Raw genomic sequence first — 15,182 nt, 5'->3', positions numbered from 1 at the left:
AGCTGCACGGTGATGTCGTCGGGGTCGTAGCCATCTGCTGCAGGTGCCAGCGGCGGTCAGCGTCCATACGGGATTAGACGTCGATCGATCAGCGATGGTTCCGCCCGCGGTTGGCCTGAAGCAGCCAGCATTACCGCCCGCGCTGGCGCAGCATCCTCCAGCCCTTCTCGCAGAGTTGAAATGCAGCCAGGTAGGGCTCAGCCAATTCCTCGGCGGACCCGCCAAATATAGCGGTCGCCAACCCGCTGTTGTCGTCCCCACCAGCTATCCTGATCGTTCCAGCTCTACCGTAAAGGGGCCAGAAAAAGCCATGAGCAACGCCCGACCCTGAGCGCCAGGACAACACAGCCGCTTTGACCAGCTGGTCGCGATCATCCCTATCCGCGAACGCTTCTCGGGTTGCATCTCTGATCATCGACGTGTTGCGGAACCGGCCGGTTTCGTTCAGTGCGGCGCGCTTGGCCTCCATCTCGCCGATCCGCGTATTCAGATGCGCGAGTGCGAGATTGAGGTTTTCGTCCCCACAAACCCCGACATAGTCCCGTAGGTCCTCCAGGTACACGCGGTGGTTCGCCTGCACGTCGGTGATCAAGAGGTGGTGACGGCGAAGTCGTTCTTGCCGTTGATCCGGCGCGAGCAGCCAGACTGCCTGGGCAGCACCAACCAACGCGGTGCGACAAAGCGTCAGGTGTGCCAATGGGAATAGCTGGCCAGGCCCGTTCTCGGGGTCTAGGTGAGCTCGAATTGCCTGCAGGTGTTCCTGCGCTACCAACAGACCCTGGTGGGCAAGCTGCGAAAGCGGATGCGGCGGCCAGTCCTCGTCGTCGCCCCGGAGCTGGCTACCTGAACCTGGTTCGAACGGCGCTTTGGCTGCCCTCCACCTGTCGAGCTGGCTGAAGGTTTTGCGGATGAGACGCTCATGTTCAACATCACTGGGCACGTCGTGATGCTATTCCGCATCGAACCGCTACCGCACCGCAATTTGTACAAGCCCAAACCGCCCAGGCACCCCACCCCAAACATCAGCGCTCGATCCATACACATCGGGAAACCGGCCGGGTGTCACGACGATGCTGGCCGCGCCCATCCGGTTACGATCTCCGCTCGTGCCCGATGACGAGAAGCTATGCCAGATCTGTGGGACCGCGCCTGTGGGTGAGGGGCGGACGATGATGTGCGACCCATGCTTCACCCGCATCGACGACACCGCCCGCAACAACCCTTATGGGTGGATGGACGCGCGCGGAGAGGTGTAGCCGGTACCGGTTCGCTGGTTGATGCTGGCCGCGGGTACCTATGCTGAATCGCACCAGTTCCGCGCGCCGATGTCGAGGAGGATCATCAGGTGGCCACTCTCGATGTCGGTCCTGGCCCGTACACGGTGGACGATCTGCACGCTGGCCCTGAGGACGGTCGCGGGTTCGAGCTGTGGAATGGCTGGCTGATTGAGAAGTCGTCATCGTCTGCTCGCCACAATCGAGTGAGCCGTGGGCTACGGCAGCTGTTCACTGAGTCGGCACTGTGGGCTGGTGTCGATGTGTTTGTGGATGGCGGCGAGTACGAGTTCGAGCTGCCCGGTGGCATTCGAAAGCCTGACGTTTTCATCCTCGACCGGGCAGCCGAGCGCGAAGGGGTTGAGGCGGACGACGCCACCTTCGCCCCGTCAGGGCTGATGCTCGTCGCCGAGGTCGTGTCCGCGCGCAGTGGCAGCGAGTTGCATGATCGCGTGATCAAGCGTGACGAGTATGCCGCGGCAGGCATCCCACACTACTGGATCGTCGACTTCCAGCCTGAATTGCGGATCGAGGCGCTTGAGCTTGATAGCGGCGTGTACCGTCGCAGCGGGATCGGTACTGGCGGTGAGCTTCTCACCATCTACCGGCCATTCGACATCGCGGTGACACCCAACGCGCTGATGGAACTCGGCGCCTAACACAACCGCTGGAGCCGCGGATAACACGCTCAGACGATCGGCACGTTGAACCGGTTACATTTCCACTTCACGCGAATGGTCCTCCAGTGGCCTTCAGGCTCGCGCAGGAACCAGAACCAGTTCCGGGACCGATGCCAAACCCACCGTTGAAGCTCCTCGTCGACGACGTTCTGTCGGATTGCCATCTCACGTGGGCGCAATCGTACGGCGTCGGTCCAGACGACTCCCACGAACGGCCGAGGGGCCGCCACTTGATCTTCCCTATTGAACACAAAGCGGGGATCTGGGTAGTTGATGACCACCACCAAGGGTTCGCTGTCGCAGGTCATCTTGGCAGCTTCCGGCAGATCTTCGACGACGACGTTATCAAACGACCAAACGCGAGCCTTGACTTCATAGACAGCAACCGGTCCCATTGGCCGAATCAGCACCCTTAGGTGCTCTCGCCCGTCGGCAGGGCCATCAACCGGCACGACCTGTATTCGCCATCCATCGCGAGCGGTTTCCAGATGCTTGAGGAACAGCTGCCTTGCACCGAACGCCGTGCCGATCAGGGCAAGTGGCGATATTCCCAAAGCTAGCAGCCACGACATAGCCCGAGACTAGATGGACTGCGGGGAGGTCGGAACCATGTCACCGTGGTCCGGCGCGTCCGCTCACCCTGTCGACGCGTAATGGTCCCTGGTGCACACCTTCCCAGTGGACGCGAAGGTCTTCGGGGCCAATGGTGGCCGGCCCCACGCCGACGACTGGGTGTGTGGTGTCGGGTCGGAGTCGGGTCGGGCTGGTCGCATGCCCCGAGTTGCCGGTTCTGGCCGCGGATGAACCAGTTGACCCATGTGGCGGCGGGATGGGGCAGGTGGTGGTGCAGAAGTGGATGCCGCAGGTTTGTTCGTAGACGTCGACGCGGTCGGGGTTGCGGGTCATGGGGTTTCGTCTCCTTCTTCCCACCACCAGCGAAGACCCGGTATCCGGTGCCACCAGCGGCGCGGCGGTTCGGGCGCGGTCACGCTACGGATTCGGTCGAGTTCCTCGGCTAGACCGCTGGCGATTTCTTCGAGGTCGACGACTTCTAAATAGCCCTCTGATCGGCGATGCTTCGTCACGCGATACTTCGGGAGCGGGTTAGCTTTCAGCCACGCGGCCAGGTCGTCTTTGTCCTGAAATGCTGCAACGAGTAGCGCGTCTAGGCCCTCCAACCTTTCAACGAAGTAGCTGTAAGGCTCCATCAGTTCTCCTGCGCTTCGAGTCGGATGCCGTAGTTCGCGGCGCGTTTGCAGCCGATCCAGGTGCCGGCGATGACCCCACAATCGATGGTCGCGTGTTGCGACGATGGCGAGCATTTCGGTCATGAACATCGGGTACTGGACACCGGTTGCGGTGTCCTCGGCGACGAATCGTGCTGCGGATCGGCCGCGTTCGGTGCCGATGATGCGCAGGCACGCGTTGAACGGCACGTTCAGGCGCCATTCACTCCGAGCGTTCGCGCAGCTCGCCATGTGACCGGTGGGTGAGCGTGCTGTACAAGATCTCGGTGAGGGCTTGTCGAGTCATGCTGCCCGCTGCGCGATGCTGGACCCACGCCGCCTGCTGGTAGCCGCATCACATGTGCGGCAACGCCGCTGGTGGGTTCGGCCTCTAACTATGTGGCGGGTGTTCGCCTCGTCGTAGGGATGCCCGTTGGCGCAGAATCGCTTGTTTGCGTTGTGGTTTCGCCCGTGCGCAACGATGTCGAAGTTGTTCTCCGATGACGAGCCGTAGGCCAAATTAGTGCAAGCCGGGTTTCCTGGGTTGCCATCCAGGTGACGAACCTCGAAGCCAGCAGGCGGCTCACCCAGAAACGCTAGGGCGACGAGTTGATGCACGTTCTTGGTTTGCTGGCAGATGCGCACCTGAAGGTAGCCGGTTCGCACATTCGGGCTGCGCTTCAAGATCCGGCCGGGCAGATACCGCTGACTGCCGCAGGCGCCGTACACATGCCGCGGGTTCGACCGCACCTGACCAAGGTCGGACACCTCGTAGTGCGGGATGCCCAGGACGGCCCGCCAAACTTCGCTCGATGCAAGCTCCCTCACTCCACTATTCTCGAGGCGGTGTCAAGCTGGGATTTCAGTCGATTTTGCCCATGAGTGTGGGCGAAGCAGCTTCCTTCGTTGTATCCACCGTCGAGAGTGCTCACGATGCCTCGGCGGGAGCCTTCTTGGCAGTCGAGGCCTGCACAAGATTGGTTCCATTTGCGGCATTTCGACCGTATTTTCCTGCACGGGACCAGCTTTCACGAACACGGTCTACGCTCGTGATGTGAGCGCGCCCGAGATGGTCTTGCAGTACATCGAAGCCCTGAAATGGCCTGTCGTCACTGGCGGCATCATCTTCTGGCTACGCAACCCGCTCGGCGGCTTGGTGGCCCGCATGCAAGGCGGCCGGGTCGAGGCTCCGGGCGGATTTGCGCTTGAAGTCACCGCCGAGATCGCAGGCCAGGCGGCACAGACAGCACAGGAGATCAGTGCTGCAGACGAACGACGCACGGCCGACGAGGAACCGGCCGAGACAGACGACAGTCCGGGCTCGGACCCTGCACTAGCGGCCGCATTGCGGCTTTCCCCAGCAGAGCGCAACACAGTTGATGCGGGTGTAGTGGATCTTTTTGGGGCAATTCGTTCACCTGCACGCACAGGCAATGCTGTTGAAGACCTGATGAGTTTTTGGGCTGAGTTCCAGCTGTGCTTGGCAACGATTGTAGATCCGCTAGACACCGCGCCGACCGTTCGCCAAGGAAGGTACCGAATTCGCCTGTGGCCAGGAACTGACAAGTGGTATGAGGATACCCTCAGGCAACTGATTGAGCTATACACGTCGATCCGAAGCCATCCAGAGCAAACCACCAACTACGCGACGACGCGTTTCCGCAACGGAGTGGGCGAGTGGTCGCACCTATACGGCAGATTCGTAGTGCGCCAGCTAGGAGCCGCTGCCGAGGCAGAATCCACCTAGACATCCCAGCGGCAGGAATCCGCTCAGGCTGCCGCCTTCCATGCCCGCGGGTCGCAGCCGTTGTCACAGGGCACACACCCGGTGTGCGCAGCAGCCCCGCACTGACGGCAATGCACTGTCCGGCAGCGCCCTTCACCGTCTTGTCGGCAGCAGAAGTCGCCGGCTCGACGAAAACTGTTGTTCTACAAGGCTCGTCGACCAAAGAGGGGTCGAGTGGGTAGATGCGGACGGCCAGGATCTCGACGGTGCCGATCTGAGTGCGATCGCTCATCACCGCCCACGCTGTTAGCTGCAGTTCGTCTTGCGGGACTTGCGTGCGACGCGGTGCGATGTGACGCGATCTTGCCCGCCGACACGTTACCGCTATACATGTGCCTGGACTGCAAGCCGTGAAGGACAACACCCGCCCACGGCATGCCGTACGGGTCGAACAATTGTCGCGAAGCGACAGCTTCTACTGCAAACCGGCGAAAAGCGGTGTTGCCGGAGGACGGGCTACACGCCCGAAGCATCTGCTTACGGCGCTCGAAGTTGCAGTCAACCCATCAGTTGACAGCCGCCTTGAAGTGCAGCCCCTTAAATCTGTTAGACCGCTTCTCCTGCCGGAGGCGCGGCACCACCTTGAGCGAGTGCGGTAGCGGGGGGCTGCGCTGCCACTGGAGTCTTCTCGCGTTGGCCCATCCCCCTTGTGATAAAGGCAGTCACTATGGCGACGGCTGCTACGGTGAGTACTACTGCCCCCTCGGCAGGGGCCCCGTGATCCACGAAGTATTTCGCTGTGGCCGCTAGTATCCAGAGAGCACCCAGAGCACTTAGTGTGCCCACGAACTTCAGCCCGACCTCAGTCCAAGCAATCCGTTGATCATGCAGCCGCGCTGCCTTTATTTCCGTGAGAATCGTGTCTGCAGTGCCAGGCTTTACACCTTCCCAAGCCTTGGCATTCTCGACCGTTGCAGGGTCTGCCCAGTATGACTTCGGGGCGACAGCATTACCCTCAGGCTGCGGGGTGCTCATGACTCGTCTCCATGCCGGGTTCGATCCGCTTGGCTCGGCGGTGGACCTAGCCGGGCGTAAGCGTCAGACAGTGCCTTCGAAACCCGTTCCGACGCGGGCGCGTGCGTAGGCCGGGGCGCCGGCACAATTACAAAAGCGTTCATCAAGCCCTCATAGAATGCAGACAGCGCTAGGCGGCGCGTACCCGGTTTAGCGACGGACACAACCTCGGAAGCCAGCTTTTCAGTGTCAGCCGTCGCAGATTGCCGACTGAATACATCATTCCAGTTCGCCTTATTTCGCGACCTTCGAGTGTTTTGCCGCGCCCAGTGCGGAATGTCAGTGCCGACCAAGACATGCCCAGATATCGAAATCAATGCTATTGCGAGTGCTATCCAGCGAGCGGCATCACTATCCCCGATAACATACGAGAATATTAAAAACCCCGCCACGCCAACACCGGAAATAATAACCATGACTCGGCCAAAGAAGTAGTTCGTCTGGCTTGATGCTTCACCAAGTTGAATACCGCGACTGCTTGCCGGGTGTTCGCTTCGATCAGACCGAGAGTCGCTGGGTTCAGGGCCGGAGGCGCCGCTACTTGGATCGCGCGGTGTTGTACCCACTGCGGGCCCCCTGAATTGATGATCTGCTGACTACGCGAGGAAATCTGACCCAAGGGTAGTGCTTCGTCGGCTGGTTCGCAGTATTTCGCCCTTAACGCTGTCATTCGCATTGGCCATGTCCGTCGGCACATTCAGAAAACGACCGGTCTGCACTTTTGACATATCCTGAGCTGATGGCCGTGCCGGCTCCGATGCTCGCAACCGCGGGACAGCCACCCGATCATGCTGGGTGGGCTGTCGAGATGAAGTGGGACGGCGCCCGAGCCATCGTCATTGTCCGCGGCGGTCACCCGCGCTTGTACAGCCGGAACCAGCGAGACTTCACCGGCAGCTATCCCGAACTCGTCCACGCCCTGGCTGAGCAGTGCCGCGGTCACGACATGATCGTTGATGGTGAGATTGTCGCCCAGGATGAGGCTGGTGCGCCGTCGTTCAGCAGGCTTCAGAGGCGCCTGCATGTCGCGAATCCGAGCAACGAACTGATGCGCACGGTACCGGTGCAGTTGTTCCTGTTCGATGTCCTCGCGGTCGGCGACGAACCGACCACGACGCTCTCGTACCTGAATCGCCGCGAGCTGCTCGACGGGCTCAAGCTCGACACTCCCCCGCTCGTGACTCCTCCGTTCTGGCGTGACGTGCCGGCCGCGGACCTGCTGGAGGTGAGCGTGCAGCACGGCCTGGAGGGGATCGTGTCGAAGCGACTCGACTCCCAGTACACGTCGGGCCGGTCGAGGGCGTGGTTGAAAACTGTTCTGCGGCAACAACTCGACCTGGTGGTAGTCGGCTGGCTGCCGGGGAGTGGAAGCGCTTCCGGAACATTCGGTGCGCTGATCGTCGCCGGCCGTGACAAGGACGGCGCGCTCCGGTACGCGGGTGCGGTCGGCACTGGGTTCACGGCCGCGGCTCGACGATCGTTGCGGTTCCATTTGGACGAACTCGCGATCGCCGACGCGCCGCTAGGTACAGCGATGCCGAGAGATGTTGCTTCCCAGGCGCGTTGGGTGACACCGCGGCTCGTCGGCACCGTCGAGTTCAGGGAGTTCACCGGCGGAAGTCTGCGACATCCGAGCTGGCGAGGTCTACGCACAGATAAGAGCGCTGAAGAGACAGACGGCATGCTGTAGTTGGGTCTACGCTTCGCAGGATGTCAGACAGCTACGTTGCTTTGGCGGCGGTCATCGTTTCAGGCGTAACGTCCGTGGCCACCACCTGGAACTTTTGGTATACCCAGCATCGCACCGACAAGCGCGAGATGTGGAAGTGGAAGCGAGAAGAGCTACAGAAGCTCACGGCCAAGTTCATGGCGACGTCGGCTCAACGACAAAGCGGACTGATGGAACACTTGGGTCGGCTTGAGACAGGTGGCTCGTTTAGGGAGGGTCAGACGAGCAGCGCTCAATTGGCGGAAGAGATGCTGCTGACACTGACTCAAATCGAACTTGTCGATGAAGCCACAGCAGTTGCCGCGCGGGCGGTATACCAGTTACATCGCGATGCTGAAGATCGCTACTACCCGACAGGGGGCGACCTCTACAAGGAGATCTCAGACATCACGGTAGACCCAGGCGAACTCTCTGCCAAGCATGCCGCATTGGTCGAGGCCTTCAAGCAATCGGTAGCGTCTCAGAAGCCACGGAGACTTCCTGGACAACGTAGCATCCCTGAGTAGGCGAGAGTTCCCCCGAAGCTTCAACCTGGTGACCGGCGGGGCATGGGCACTACTGAGAGACCCCGCCGGTCCGAACAGTGACATCCACAGAGACGGAGCAGCCTCCAACTGTAGCTCCAGTGTTGCGCCTACTCGGACGAATCGCCCTTCCCGCTGGAGCTTTGGCCGAAGAAGAAGCCGAGGATCAACAGGAAGGCGCTCGCTACCAGCTCGGGAACCTCGGTGTGGGTGAACATCGCAACGAGCAACGCGCCGCCGATAACGATCAGCAGGAGCCCGCCGATCAGCACCGCGGCCGGCTCGCGTTCCAGAAGCGACCTTCGCATCGCCCATTTGCGTTCGGCCAACTCAACCTTTTGCATCTCACTGAAGAACTTGGAGTCTTGAGTCTCGCGTTCGGCAGCGGCCTCGTCGTAGCGTTTGGTGATCGCCTCAACCTTGCCCGGTAAGGCTTCCACCGCATCTGGGCTGCCCTCAGCCGCCTGCACCGCTTCCAGAATCTCGCCGTGTTCCCGCTTGCGCTGCCTATTTGCGAGCATTTGGGCGATTTGGGAACGATGGAACAACAAGTGGGGAACCGCCCATCCACCTGGCAACAGCCGTCCATCGACGTTAAAGTTATAGTCGTTGCCCAAGTGCGCTTGTCGAACCAGTGAATCAATTCGATCCAACGCTCGAGCCAAAGTCTCCGGATCTGAGTTCGCGAAGTCGGTGTCGATTCCCTCACTCCGCAACAGAAGCTCGACACCAGCCCTAGTAGATCGTGGAGTGCCAGGCTGCGCTGTCGCACCGCTCCAATCATCACGCTTGCCCTTGAAGTCCGACTCAGTCTCCTCCAACCGACGCTCCCTCCCTCAGTTCAACATCGTCGTCCGCGCAATATAGCCCGATCAGGTTGCCGTCGCAGAGAAGTCATCAGTATGGATCCAGGACGCGCCAGCAGATCCTGATAGGCCGATACCGCGCTGTCGCGGAGCTCCTCATTCTCGATCACCTTCAACTGCTCGTTCCGCGTCAACCCGACCTCGAACGAGGTCACCCACCCAGCTGGCCACCACATCATCCACTGAGTGAACTCCGCAGCCAGCCGGGGCCGACTCGACCGCGAACTGAGCATCCCGCCGGTCGCCGATCACGACCAACCCGCCCGGCCAACGATCCAACGCCACCCCGCGAAGTGTGTCGCGACAGTGGATCGCGTCAGCATCGACTTAGCATGTGGACATGCGGGAATGGATACTTCCAGAAGACCTGGACGACGAAACGCGCCGCCTCGTATTGCGAACCGGCAAAGAGCTGATGGCAACCGTCAGCGACAAGAACATGGGAATTCCCGTGTGGCAGTTCCCCGCCCGAGCATTCGAGATCTCACTTCAGTCCTTTGAGGCCAACATAGCACCAATGTCCGCCGAGATGTGCTTGGAACTGTTGGCACACAGCCCAATTCGAATTCGCCTCGGCGACGGCACCGAGACAACGACCTCTGTCGCAGAATGGGCCACCGGCACTGGGCAGAGCATCCTCGAAACTATCGCCGATTTCGAAGTCGCTCATGAGACCTCACACCTCCACTGGGACGAAACCGACGGTGCACACGTTTTCAAACCTTCCATCTCACGAAGTGAGCCTGCTCGGTAGTGGGCTCCCGTTTGCACCCACTACCGACCGACCCATCGTGCTCAGTCAGCGGCGTCCAGTCACGCCGCCGACTCGTTCGCAGATACATCCGCAGCATGAATCGCGGCCTTCAATCGCGACCCGATCCACGCACCAACCGCCGGCGGCACCGCATTGCCAAAACCGTCCAGCTGGTCACGCGCCGCTCCCCCACACGATGAACTCGCCCTCATGTCCAGGGAAGGTGGTGTCGAACCCGCAACCACGGCCGACCTCGTGCGGGCCGAGCATCCGGAAATGGCAGTCCTCCAACGGCAAATCCGCCAGCGCAGCAACCCACTCGGCAGTCAGCAAACCGGGAATCTGCTCGGACGTGACTGTCGGCATCGGCTCAGAACCGACTGCGGACAGCGTGTTCTTGCGGTACGGCACAACACCGGCCATCAACCCGAGCGTCTCGGAGCCGGCCTGCGTCGGCAACGGCTCCCCCACCCCGCGCGGGGCACCCTGATAGTTGTTGACCGCAGCGAACAGCATTGCCAGCTCGTGCGTCGAGGTGACCGTGTCCGTCGGCTGGCTGAAGTGCTTGCCGTCTCCGTTGTGTCGGTGCGCCGCGAACACCGCACCCGTCGACAGCAGCCCGGTCTCCTGCTGGCTGGTCTGGGTCGACATCGGCTGCCACGGATGCCGCTCTGAACCATGAGCGCCCTTCGCTGGCATGAGGATCGCCGGGAACTCTGCGAACCGTCGACGGCAGCGCTCGATTCGCTCCATCGTGCTCGGCCGCAACGGCTTCAGTCGATCACCGATCCGAGTGCCGAGCTTGCTCAGATCCAGAGCCCGAACCGATGGCGCCATCGGAGGAATCTACCGGTGCCCGCGGTGCCGGCGGGAAGTGAGTGGTATTGCGTGCCGTACCGGACCGTGCCGCTCGGCGGAATGCCAGTCTTCCACGACCACACGGCCTCCACGTCATCGTCACACCGCACACACCGAGACAGCGGACGATGCTCCAGATCCGGAGCTGGCAAGTGCCGCAACCAGAACGCGATATAGATCCGATCCCGACTTTGCGGCACATCGAAGAACTGCGAGTTCAGATACAGGACCTTGTGCTCGTACCCCTCGATACCGAACTGGGACAGCCACCACCGGTACGTCGACCCATCGGCAACCTTCGCCCGACCAGGAATCGCCGTCCCCCACGAGGTCAACTCGGTTGTGCACTCGATCAGGATCATCCGCGGATGATGCTTGCGGGCGTAGTGCAAAACGCAATTCGCTGTCGCGCGATCGCGTTCCGAACGGGTCACGCGCTCATCGAAATCGGGGTCTTCCAGATCGAACAGGCTCAGCCCCTGCTCGTACGCCTTCTTCGTATTGGCGATCGTGTGATTAGTGCACGTAACACCCGCCACGAGCAGATCGGCAGCAGGAAGATCGCGTGCCGAATGATAGTCGGCCGCATCAGGATTGATGAGATCAGCGATCCAATGCTCCGCATGAGGATGATTCGCCTCATGCACTTCGACCTTGTACGCGTTGTGGTTCGCGGCCATGATCGTCGTGAAGCCGGCCATCTCGATGCCGCGGGTGAGCCCGCCGAAGCCGCTGAACAAGTCCACGGCGATCAGTTCGTCGTGCCGGAACCGACGCACACGAGTCGCCGGCCGGTGAGTGGCAGTACGACCAGACTCAGGACGCTTACCCACGATCCGCCCCCAACTGCTCCATCAGCCACGCCAGCTTCCCGCGCGCCTCATCCACCGACTCGTGCACCAGCATCGAATCGATTTCCGCGAGCACCTCGACCACAGCACTACGAGATCCCGCGGCAAGCTCGCTCGAACCGATCAGATCCCGCACCTCACCGATCCGTGCGATCACCAACTGCATCACCTTGTCGCGTCCACGCCGGCGCTCGGCGAAGTGCTGCTTCGCTTCCAGGTACGAGGCCGGCGTCGGGCCGCCGTCGGGGCGATCAGGATGCGACTTGAGCGCAGAGTTGTCGTGCGCGTTCTGCGCGTTGAGCGAGTCACGGATCTCGATCAACGCCCGCAGCCAGCGGACGCGGTTCTCGTTGCGCCGCAACACTTCGTAGAACGGGCCGGCGGCGTAGCGGTCTCGGAGGTCGGCGTTCACCATCGCTTCGAAAGTGGGCGGTTCCGCGCCCTGCCCGTCTGCGTTCCGGGATGCCGGTTTGGGTACCGATGCCCGGTTGTTGCCTGAAAGTCGCCCAGCGGCTTTAGCAGACGGCAAAACGGGCATGCGCCGATTGGATTCACCCGCGCTGAATACGGGGCGAGTCGGACGAAACTGCGTCGATCGTTGTTGGGAATCATTTTCATTAATGCCGTTCATACGATCCTCCGTCGCTTTCCGTGCTGTGGTGCGCTGTGGACTGGACGCCCGAGAAGCCGGGTGATGTGGGGTCCGGCGGTTTGCTCTCCGTCACGGTTGACGCAGAACTCGCCAGCCGCGGCGTTGCAGTCGCCGCAGGGCTCGTTGAGGGAGCCGGTGACGTTGTAGGCACCCATTCGCGCTCGACGCATCGGAGCTTGTGTCGTTGTGCGAGTGCCGATTTCGGATGCGAGCTTCAGGATCTCGTCGGGGGTTGCCGCCCACGGGTTGACCTTGTGGTGGATGTTGACGGCTTCACAGGCGACGTCGAGGTCGAGTTCGTGGAGTCGTGCGTGCCAGCGGGTGATGAGGTCGGCATCGATCTCACGCTGGTCGTATTCGGCGACGTAATGCAGGAGCTGGCTGGTTTCGGCGCGGTTCATGCGATGTCCTCGCGAACGGCTGCGAGCGTGTACAGGTCGGCGACGCGGATCGCCTTGATGAGTTCGCGCCGGCGGTCGAGATGGTCGAGTGCGGCTTGTTTGCGGGCGGTGAACGTGGCCTTGAATTCGGCCATCTGCACGTCGGTGAGGGGTCGGTGCGCGGCGTGCGTCCGAGTGCGACCGCGTGAGCGATGGCACGGGAGAGCTGGTGTGCGCGTTGCGGGGTGAGGCTCATGTCCTGGAGCACATGGTTGGCGAGTTCCATCTCGTCGATGCGCTCTTTCGGCAGGGCGGCGAGGACGTCACGGCGGGCTGCGTGTGCGTGCCTCAGGATCAGGTCCGGTGTGGGTCGGAACTGTTCGACGGCTTCGGCACGGGCTTCGGCTCTGGCCGCGGCGGTGGTGGTGTGGTGTGCGCGTGCGTGGTTGACGCCGTCGAGAAGCTCTTCGGTCGAGAGGCCGGAGGCTTCGAAGTGGCCGGCCCAGGCCGCGACGGCTTCGGTGCCGACTTTCGGGAACCACAGATCGAAGGCCTGGAGGTTGTCCAGGACTGCGCGGGTGGCGTCGAGGTAGTAGCTGGTGGTCATGCGGTAGCCGTCCAGTCTTGAGCCTCGAGTTCGAGGGGTTGTGCGTCGACGATCTGGACCAGGGGCGGCTGGGTGGATACGGCGTTGCGGCGGCGAAGTTCGTCGAAGATGGCGTCTTGTTCGAGCGCTTTGCGGTCGGAGGCGGCGAGTTTGGGACGGGCGTAGTCGGCGCTACCCGAGATCGCGGTGGGGCGGGGCTTGGCGCGGCCGAGCCAGGTGTGGAATGCCGCGGACCAGTCGACCTGGGTGCGGCCGTTCGCGAGTGCGTGGTTGCGGAATTGGTCAGCTTCGTGTTCGAGGTCGAGGTTCATCGTGCGTGCTTTGAGGTGGTGGGTGTCGGTGGGTTGCCAGTCGTCCGGGATGGGTGTGGGGCGGCGTCGGCGTTCGGTGGGTACGGGTGTGTCCTCGCGTGCGCGCTCGCGCGTGAGAGAGCCTTTTGGTTGCAGGTCTGAGGTCTGCTGTCTGCTGTATGCAGGTAGGAAGTGGACCGATCGGCATTACCGTTCCGATTACCAATCGGATTGGTAATCGCGACCGGTTCGGCATCACCGATCTGAGTACCAATCTCGTTGGTGATGTCGTTGCTGATCTGGTTGGTGTAGCCGACCTGTTCGAGGTCCGGCCGGCCCATCAGCCGAGTGATCTGTTCACGGGAGATGGCGGAGCTGAACGACGAGTAGTCGGGGTGCTCGACATGGTCGCGCTTGACCTCGGTCACGACTGCCGCGCGGAGGGCGCGGGAGGCGACGGCGCCGTATGCCTTGACGACCGAGACGCCCATTTTCGGATTGCGAAGCAACTCGTCGCTTCGAATCAGCGCCCGCACGAGGGCTTCCTCGGTGTCGAGGTCGAACAGCACGAACCGCGCGTGTTCGAGTTCGGCTGCCGCGGAGTTGATCTGCTCCGGCGTCCACTGCGAGGCGCGGACTCGCAGGCGTGCGGGGCGCCAGTCGACTCGTCCGCAGTAGGACAGGCCCGGGTCGGTGGCGAGGACGAAGTACAGGTGCTGTGCCGGCGGGGTGAGGTTGAGGAAGTCGTCGTCTTCCCAGATCGACAGTTGGAAGCGAGCGTATTCGCGTGGCATCAGCGATCCTCTCCGTCGTGGGCGGACTGGATTTCGAGTTCTGCCAGCGCGTAGTTGCGGAGTTGTGCCATCGCCTCGAAGGCCCAGTCGAGGTCGTGGAGTGCGCCTTCGGCGAAGGCGGCGATCGCGGCCTTGCACGTGTAGCGTCCACAGAACCGGCTGTCGGGGAGGCAGCATTCACATTCGGGAAGGACGCGCCCGGTGGCTGCGTGCCAGTCTTCCGAGGAGATCCACCAACGGCTTTCGACGGACCTGCGCTCGGAATCGGCGAGGTTGGACGGCGAGGGTGCTGCGGGCTCGACAGGCGCCGACAGGAGTTGAGTGGCTCGTTCTTGCGCCTGTGCGAGGCGTTTCCAGCAGCAACCGCAGAAGTACTTCCAGAGAGCGTTATCGTCTCGCGGCCCGTTGGCGTTCATGGCGACGTCGATCAACTCGTCGAGGTCGGTGAATGTCAGTCCCGCGGACAGGAACTGGCGGACGGAGCTGGCGAAGTCGCCAGGAAGTCCGAATGGGTGCTTCTCTCCTGATCGATCAGTCCACGTCCACTGCTCCCACAGGGCACGGAATTGGTCGGCGGTCTTCTTGGAGTCGGCGAACTGCTGTGCCCGTTCGTTGGCTGCCTGCTGCAGCGCAGCCGCCCAGCGGACTGCATCGGCCGAGACGTCAACGACGATCGCGGAGTCGGGTGCGATGGAGGTTTTGCCGCTGTTGCAGTCAGCGCAGGCGGTGACGAGGTTGGTGGGGTCATCCCGCCCGCCCAGTGCGGTCGGGACGACATGGTCAACGGTGAGGTTCACTTCGGGTGCGGCTGCTCCGCAGTACCGACACCGGTGGTCGTCGCGCCGGAGGATTTCGAAGCGCAAACGTCGAGATACCGACATTCAAGTCTCTCTTGTC

General features: G+C 62.1%; 19 protein-coding genes. 6 read left to right on the top strand and 13 right to left on the bottom strand.

Features of this window, described 5'->3' with window-relative positions:
* Positions 1-130: 130 nt before the first annotated feature.
* Complete coding sequence (locus ACWIGI_RS28630) at positions 131-940, bottom strand: hypothetical protein (protein WP_454205593.1); 810 nt, start codon at positions 938-940, stop codon at positions 131-133.
* Between the two features lie 405 nt (positions 941-1,345).
* Between ACWIGI_RS28630 and ACWIGI_RS28625 the strand changes: the two genes are divergently transcribed.
* Positions 1,346-1,933 (top strand): Uma2 family endonuclease, encoded by a 588-nt coding sequence (locus ACWIGI_RS28625; RefSeq protein WP_454205592.1) that lies wholly within the window; start codon positions 1,346-1,348, stop codon positions 1,931-1,933.
* Positions 1,934-1,962: 29 nt separating this feature from the next.
* Here the strand turns inward: ACWIGI_RS28625 and ACWIGI_RS28620 are convergent, their stop codons facing one another.
* The 3 genes from ACWIGI_RS28620 to ACWIGI_RS28610 all read right to left on the bottom strand — a co-directional run bounded on the left by ACWIGI_RS28620 (position 1,963) and on the right by ACWIGI_RS28610 (position 4,008).
* Positions 1,963-2,526, bottom strand: coding sequence for a hypothetical protein (locus ACWIGI_RS28620; protein ID WP_454205591.1), 564 nt, complete (start codon positions 2,524-2,526; stop codon positions 1,963-1,965).
* Between the two features lie 330 nt (positions 2,527-2,856).
* The gene (locus ACWIGI_RS28615; RefSeq protein WP_454205590.1) at positions 2,857-3,390 is read right to left on the bottom strand and encodes a hypothetical protein; all 534 of its coding nucleotides are present in this window, start codon (positions 3,388-3,390) and stop codon (positions 2,857-2,859) included.
* Between the two features lie 93 nt (positions 3,391-3,483).
* Complete coding sequence (locus tag ACWIGI_RS28610; RefSeq protein WP_454205589.1) at positions 3,484-4,008, bottom strand: NUMOD4 domain-containing protein; 525 nt, start codon at positions 4,006-4,008, stop codon at positions 3,484-3,486.
* Between the two features lie 226 nt (positions 4,009-4,234).
* Here ACWIGI_RS28610 and ACWIGI_RS28605 point away from each other — a divergent pair, with 226 nt between their 5' ends.
* The 3 genes from ACWIGI_RS28605 (at position 4,235) to ACWIGI_RS28595 (ending at position 8,215) form a co-directional block, all read left to right on the top strand.
* Complete coding sequence (locus tag ACWIGI_RS28605) at positions 4,235-4,927, top strand: hypothetical protein (RefSeq protein ID WP_454205588.1); 693 nt, start codon at positions 4,235-4,237, stop codon at positions 4,925-4,927.
* 1,792 nt (positions 4,928-6,719) lie between these two features.
* On the top strand, positions 6,720-7,670 hold the full coding sequence (gene ligD, locus ACWIGI_RS28600) for a non-homologous end-joining DNA ligase (protein WP_454205587.1): 951 nt from the start codon (positions 6,720-6,722) through the stop codon (positions 7,668-7,670).
* Between the two features lie 20 nt (positions 7,671-7,690).
* Positions 7,691-8,215 (top strand): hypothetical protein, encoded by a 525-nt coding sequence (locus tag ACWIGI_RS28595; protein ID WP_454205586.1) that lies wholly within the window; start codon positions 7,691-7,693, stop codon positions 8,213-8,215.
* A 128-nt stretch (positions 8,216-8,343) separates the two neighbouring features.
* On the opposite strand, the gene ACWIGI_RS28590 is transcribed toward ACWIGI_RS28595, so the two are convergent.
* Entirely contained in the window at positions 8,344-9,054 is a 711-nt protein-coding gene (locus ACWIGI_RS28590) for a hypothetical protein (protein WP_454205585.1), read from the bottom strand.
* Between the two features lie 385 nt (positions 9,055-9,439).
* Between ACWIGI_RS28590 and ACWIGI_RS28585 the strand changes: the two genes are divergently transcribed.
* Positions 9,440-9,853 (top strand): hypothetical protein, encoded by a 414-nt coding sequence (locus ACWIGI_RS28585; protein ID WP_454205584.1) that lies wholly within the window; start codon positions 9,440-9,442, stop codon positions 9,851-9,853.
* A gap of 174 nt (positions 9,854-10,027) precedes the next feature.
* Here ACWIGI_RS28585 and ACWIGI_RS28580 read toward each other — a convergent pair whose 3' ends face one another.
* From ACWIGI_RS28580 to ACWIGI_RS28560, 5 genes are all read right to left on the bottom strand, one after another.
* A complete protein-coding gene (locus ACWIGI_RS28580) occupies positions 10,028-10,690 on the bottom strand; it encodes a hypothetical protein (RefSeq protein WP_454205583.1) in 663 nt (220 codons plus the stop codon).
* Positions 10,660-11,457: a DNA cytosine methyltransferase gene (locus ACWIGI_RS28575; protein WP_454205582.1), complete on the bottom strand. Its 798-nt coding sequence runs from the start codon at positions 11,455-11,457 to the stop codon at positions 10,660-10,662. Before ACWIGI_RS28575 ends, ACWIGI_RS28580 begins: the two co-directional genes overlap by 31 nt.
* A 79-nt stretch (positions 11,458-11,536) precedes the next feature.
* On the bottom strand, positions 11,537-12,193 hold the full coding sequence (locus tag ACWIGI_RS28570) for a hypothetical protein (protein WP_454205581.1): 657 nt from the start codon (positions 12,191-12,193) through the stop codon (positions 11,537-11,539).
* On the bottom strand, positions 12,190-12,615 hold the full coding sequence (locus tag ACWIGI_RS28565; RefSeq protein ID WP_454205580.1) for a hypothetical protein: 426 nt from the start codon (positions 12,613-12,615) through the stop codon (positions 12,190-12,192). The genes ACWIGI_RS28570 and ACWIGI_RS28565 overlap by 4 nt, the downstream gene beginning before the upstream one ends.
* On the bottom strand, positions 12,612-12,749 hold the full coding sequence (locus ACWIGI_RS28560; RefSeq protein WP_454205579.1) for a hypothetical protein: 138 nt from the start codon (positions 12,747-12,749) through the stop codon (positions 12,612-12,614). The genes ACWIGI_RS28565 and ACWIGI_RS28560 overlap by 4 nt, the downstream gene beginning before the upstream one ends.
* Before the next feature lie 50 nt (positions 12,750-12,799).
* Here ACWIGI_RS28560 and ACWIGI_RS28555 point away from each other — a divergent pair, with 50 nt between their 5' ends.
* A complete protein-coding gene (locus ACWIGI_RS28555; protein WP_454205578.1) occupies positions 12,800-13,222 on the top strand; it encodes a hypothetical protein in 423 nt (140 codons plus the stop codon).
* Here the strand turns inward: ACWIGI_RS28555 and ACWIGI_RS28550 are convergent.
* The 3 genes from ACWIGI_RS28550 to ACWIGI_RS28540 are packed head-to-tail and all read right to left on the bottom strand — an operon-like array spanning position 13,198 to position 15,166.
* A complete protein-coding gene (locus tag ACWIGI_RS28550) occupies positions 13,198-13,512 on the bottom strand; it encodes a hypothetical protein (protein WP_454205577.1) in 315 nt (104 codons plus the stop codon). The two genes, ACWIGI_RS28555 and ACWIGI_RS28550, sit on opposite strands and share 25 nt — an antisense overlap.
* A complete protein-coding gene (locus ACWIGI_RS28545) occupies positions 13,509-14,285 on the bottom strand; it encodes a hypothetical protein (RefSeq protein WP_454205576.1) in 777 nt (258 codons plus the stop codon). The genes ACWIGI_RS28550 and ACWIGI_RS28545 overlap by 4 nt, the downstream gene beginning before the upstream one ends.
* Positions 14,285-15,166, bottom strand: a complete 882-nt coding sequence (locus ACWIGI_RS28540; protein WP_454205575.1) for an HNH endonuclease — start codon at positions 15,164-15,166, stop codon at positions 14,285-14,287. Before ACWIGI_RS28540 ends, ACWIGI_RS28545 begins: the two co-directional genes overlap by 1 nt.
* Positions 15,167-15,182 lie beyond the last annotated feature (16 nt).

This window comes from Nocardia sp. NPDC055321, assembly GCF_053645575.1.
The sequence above is the reverse complement of the archived record's forward strand: the minus strand, read 5'-3'. Positions and strand labels throughout refer to the sequence as shown.

What these genes read in the sequence shown, in the direction of transcription:
- ACWIGI_RS28580 (WP_454205583.1), bottom strand. Translation starts at nt 10,690, where the DNA reads ATGGCGCCATCGGTTCGGGCTCTGGATCTGAGCAAGCTCGGCACTCGG.
- ACWIGI_RS28540 (WP_454205575.1), bottom strand. Translation starts at nt 15,166, where the DNA reads ATGTCGGTATCTCGACGTTTGCGCTTCGAAATCCTCCGGCGCGACGAC.
- ACWIGI_RS28565 (WP_454205580.1), bottom strand. Translation starts at nt 12,615, where the DNA reads ATGAACCGCGCCGAAACCAGCCAGCTCCTGCATTACGTCGCCGAATAC.
- ACWIGI_RS28545 (WP_454205576.1), bottom strand. Translation starts at nt 14,285, where the DNA reads ATGCCACGCGAATACGCTCGCTTCCAACTGTCGATCTGGGAAGACGAC.
- ACWIGI_RS28620 (WP_454205591.1), bottom strand. Translation starts at nt 2,526, where the DNA reads ATGTCGTGGCTGCTAGCTTTGGGAATATCGCCACTTGCCCTGATCGGC.
- ligD (WP_454205587.1), top strand. Translation starts at nt 6,720, where the DNA reads ATGGCCGTGCCGGCTCCGATGCTCGCAACCGCGGGACAGCCACCCGAT.
- ACWIGI_RS28550 (WP_454205577.1), bottom strand. Translation starts at nt 13,512, where the DNA reads ATGAACCTCGACCTCGAACACGAAGCTGACCAATTCCGCAACCACGCA.
- ACWIGI_RS28595 (WP_454205586.1), top strand. Translation starts at nt 7,691, where the DNA reads ATGTCAGACAGCTACGTTGCTTTGGCGGCGGTCATCGTTTCAGGCGTA.
- ACWIGI_RS28560 (WP_454205579.1), bottom strand. Translation starts at nt 12,749, where the DNA reads ATGGCCGAATTCAAGGCCACGTTCACCGCCCGCAAACAAGCCGCACTC.
- ACWIGI_RS28570 (WP_454205581.1), bottom strand. Translation starts at nt 12,193, where the DNA reads ATGAACGGCATTAATGAAAATGATTCCCAACAACGATCGACGCAGTTT.
- ACWIGI_RS28585 (WP_454205584.1), top strand. Translation starts at nt 9,440, where the DNA reads ATGCGGGAATGGATACTTCCAGAAGACCTGGACGACGAAACGCGCCGC.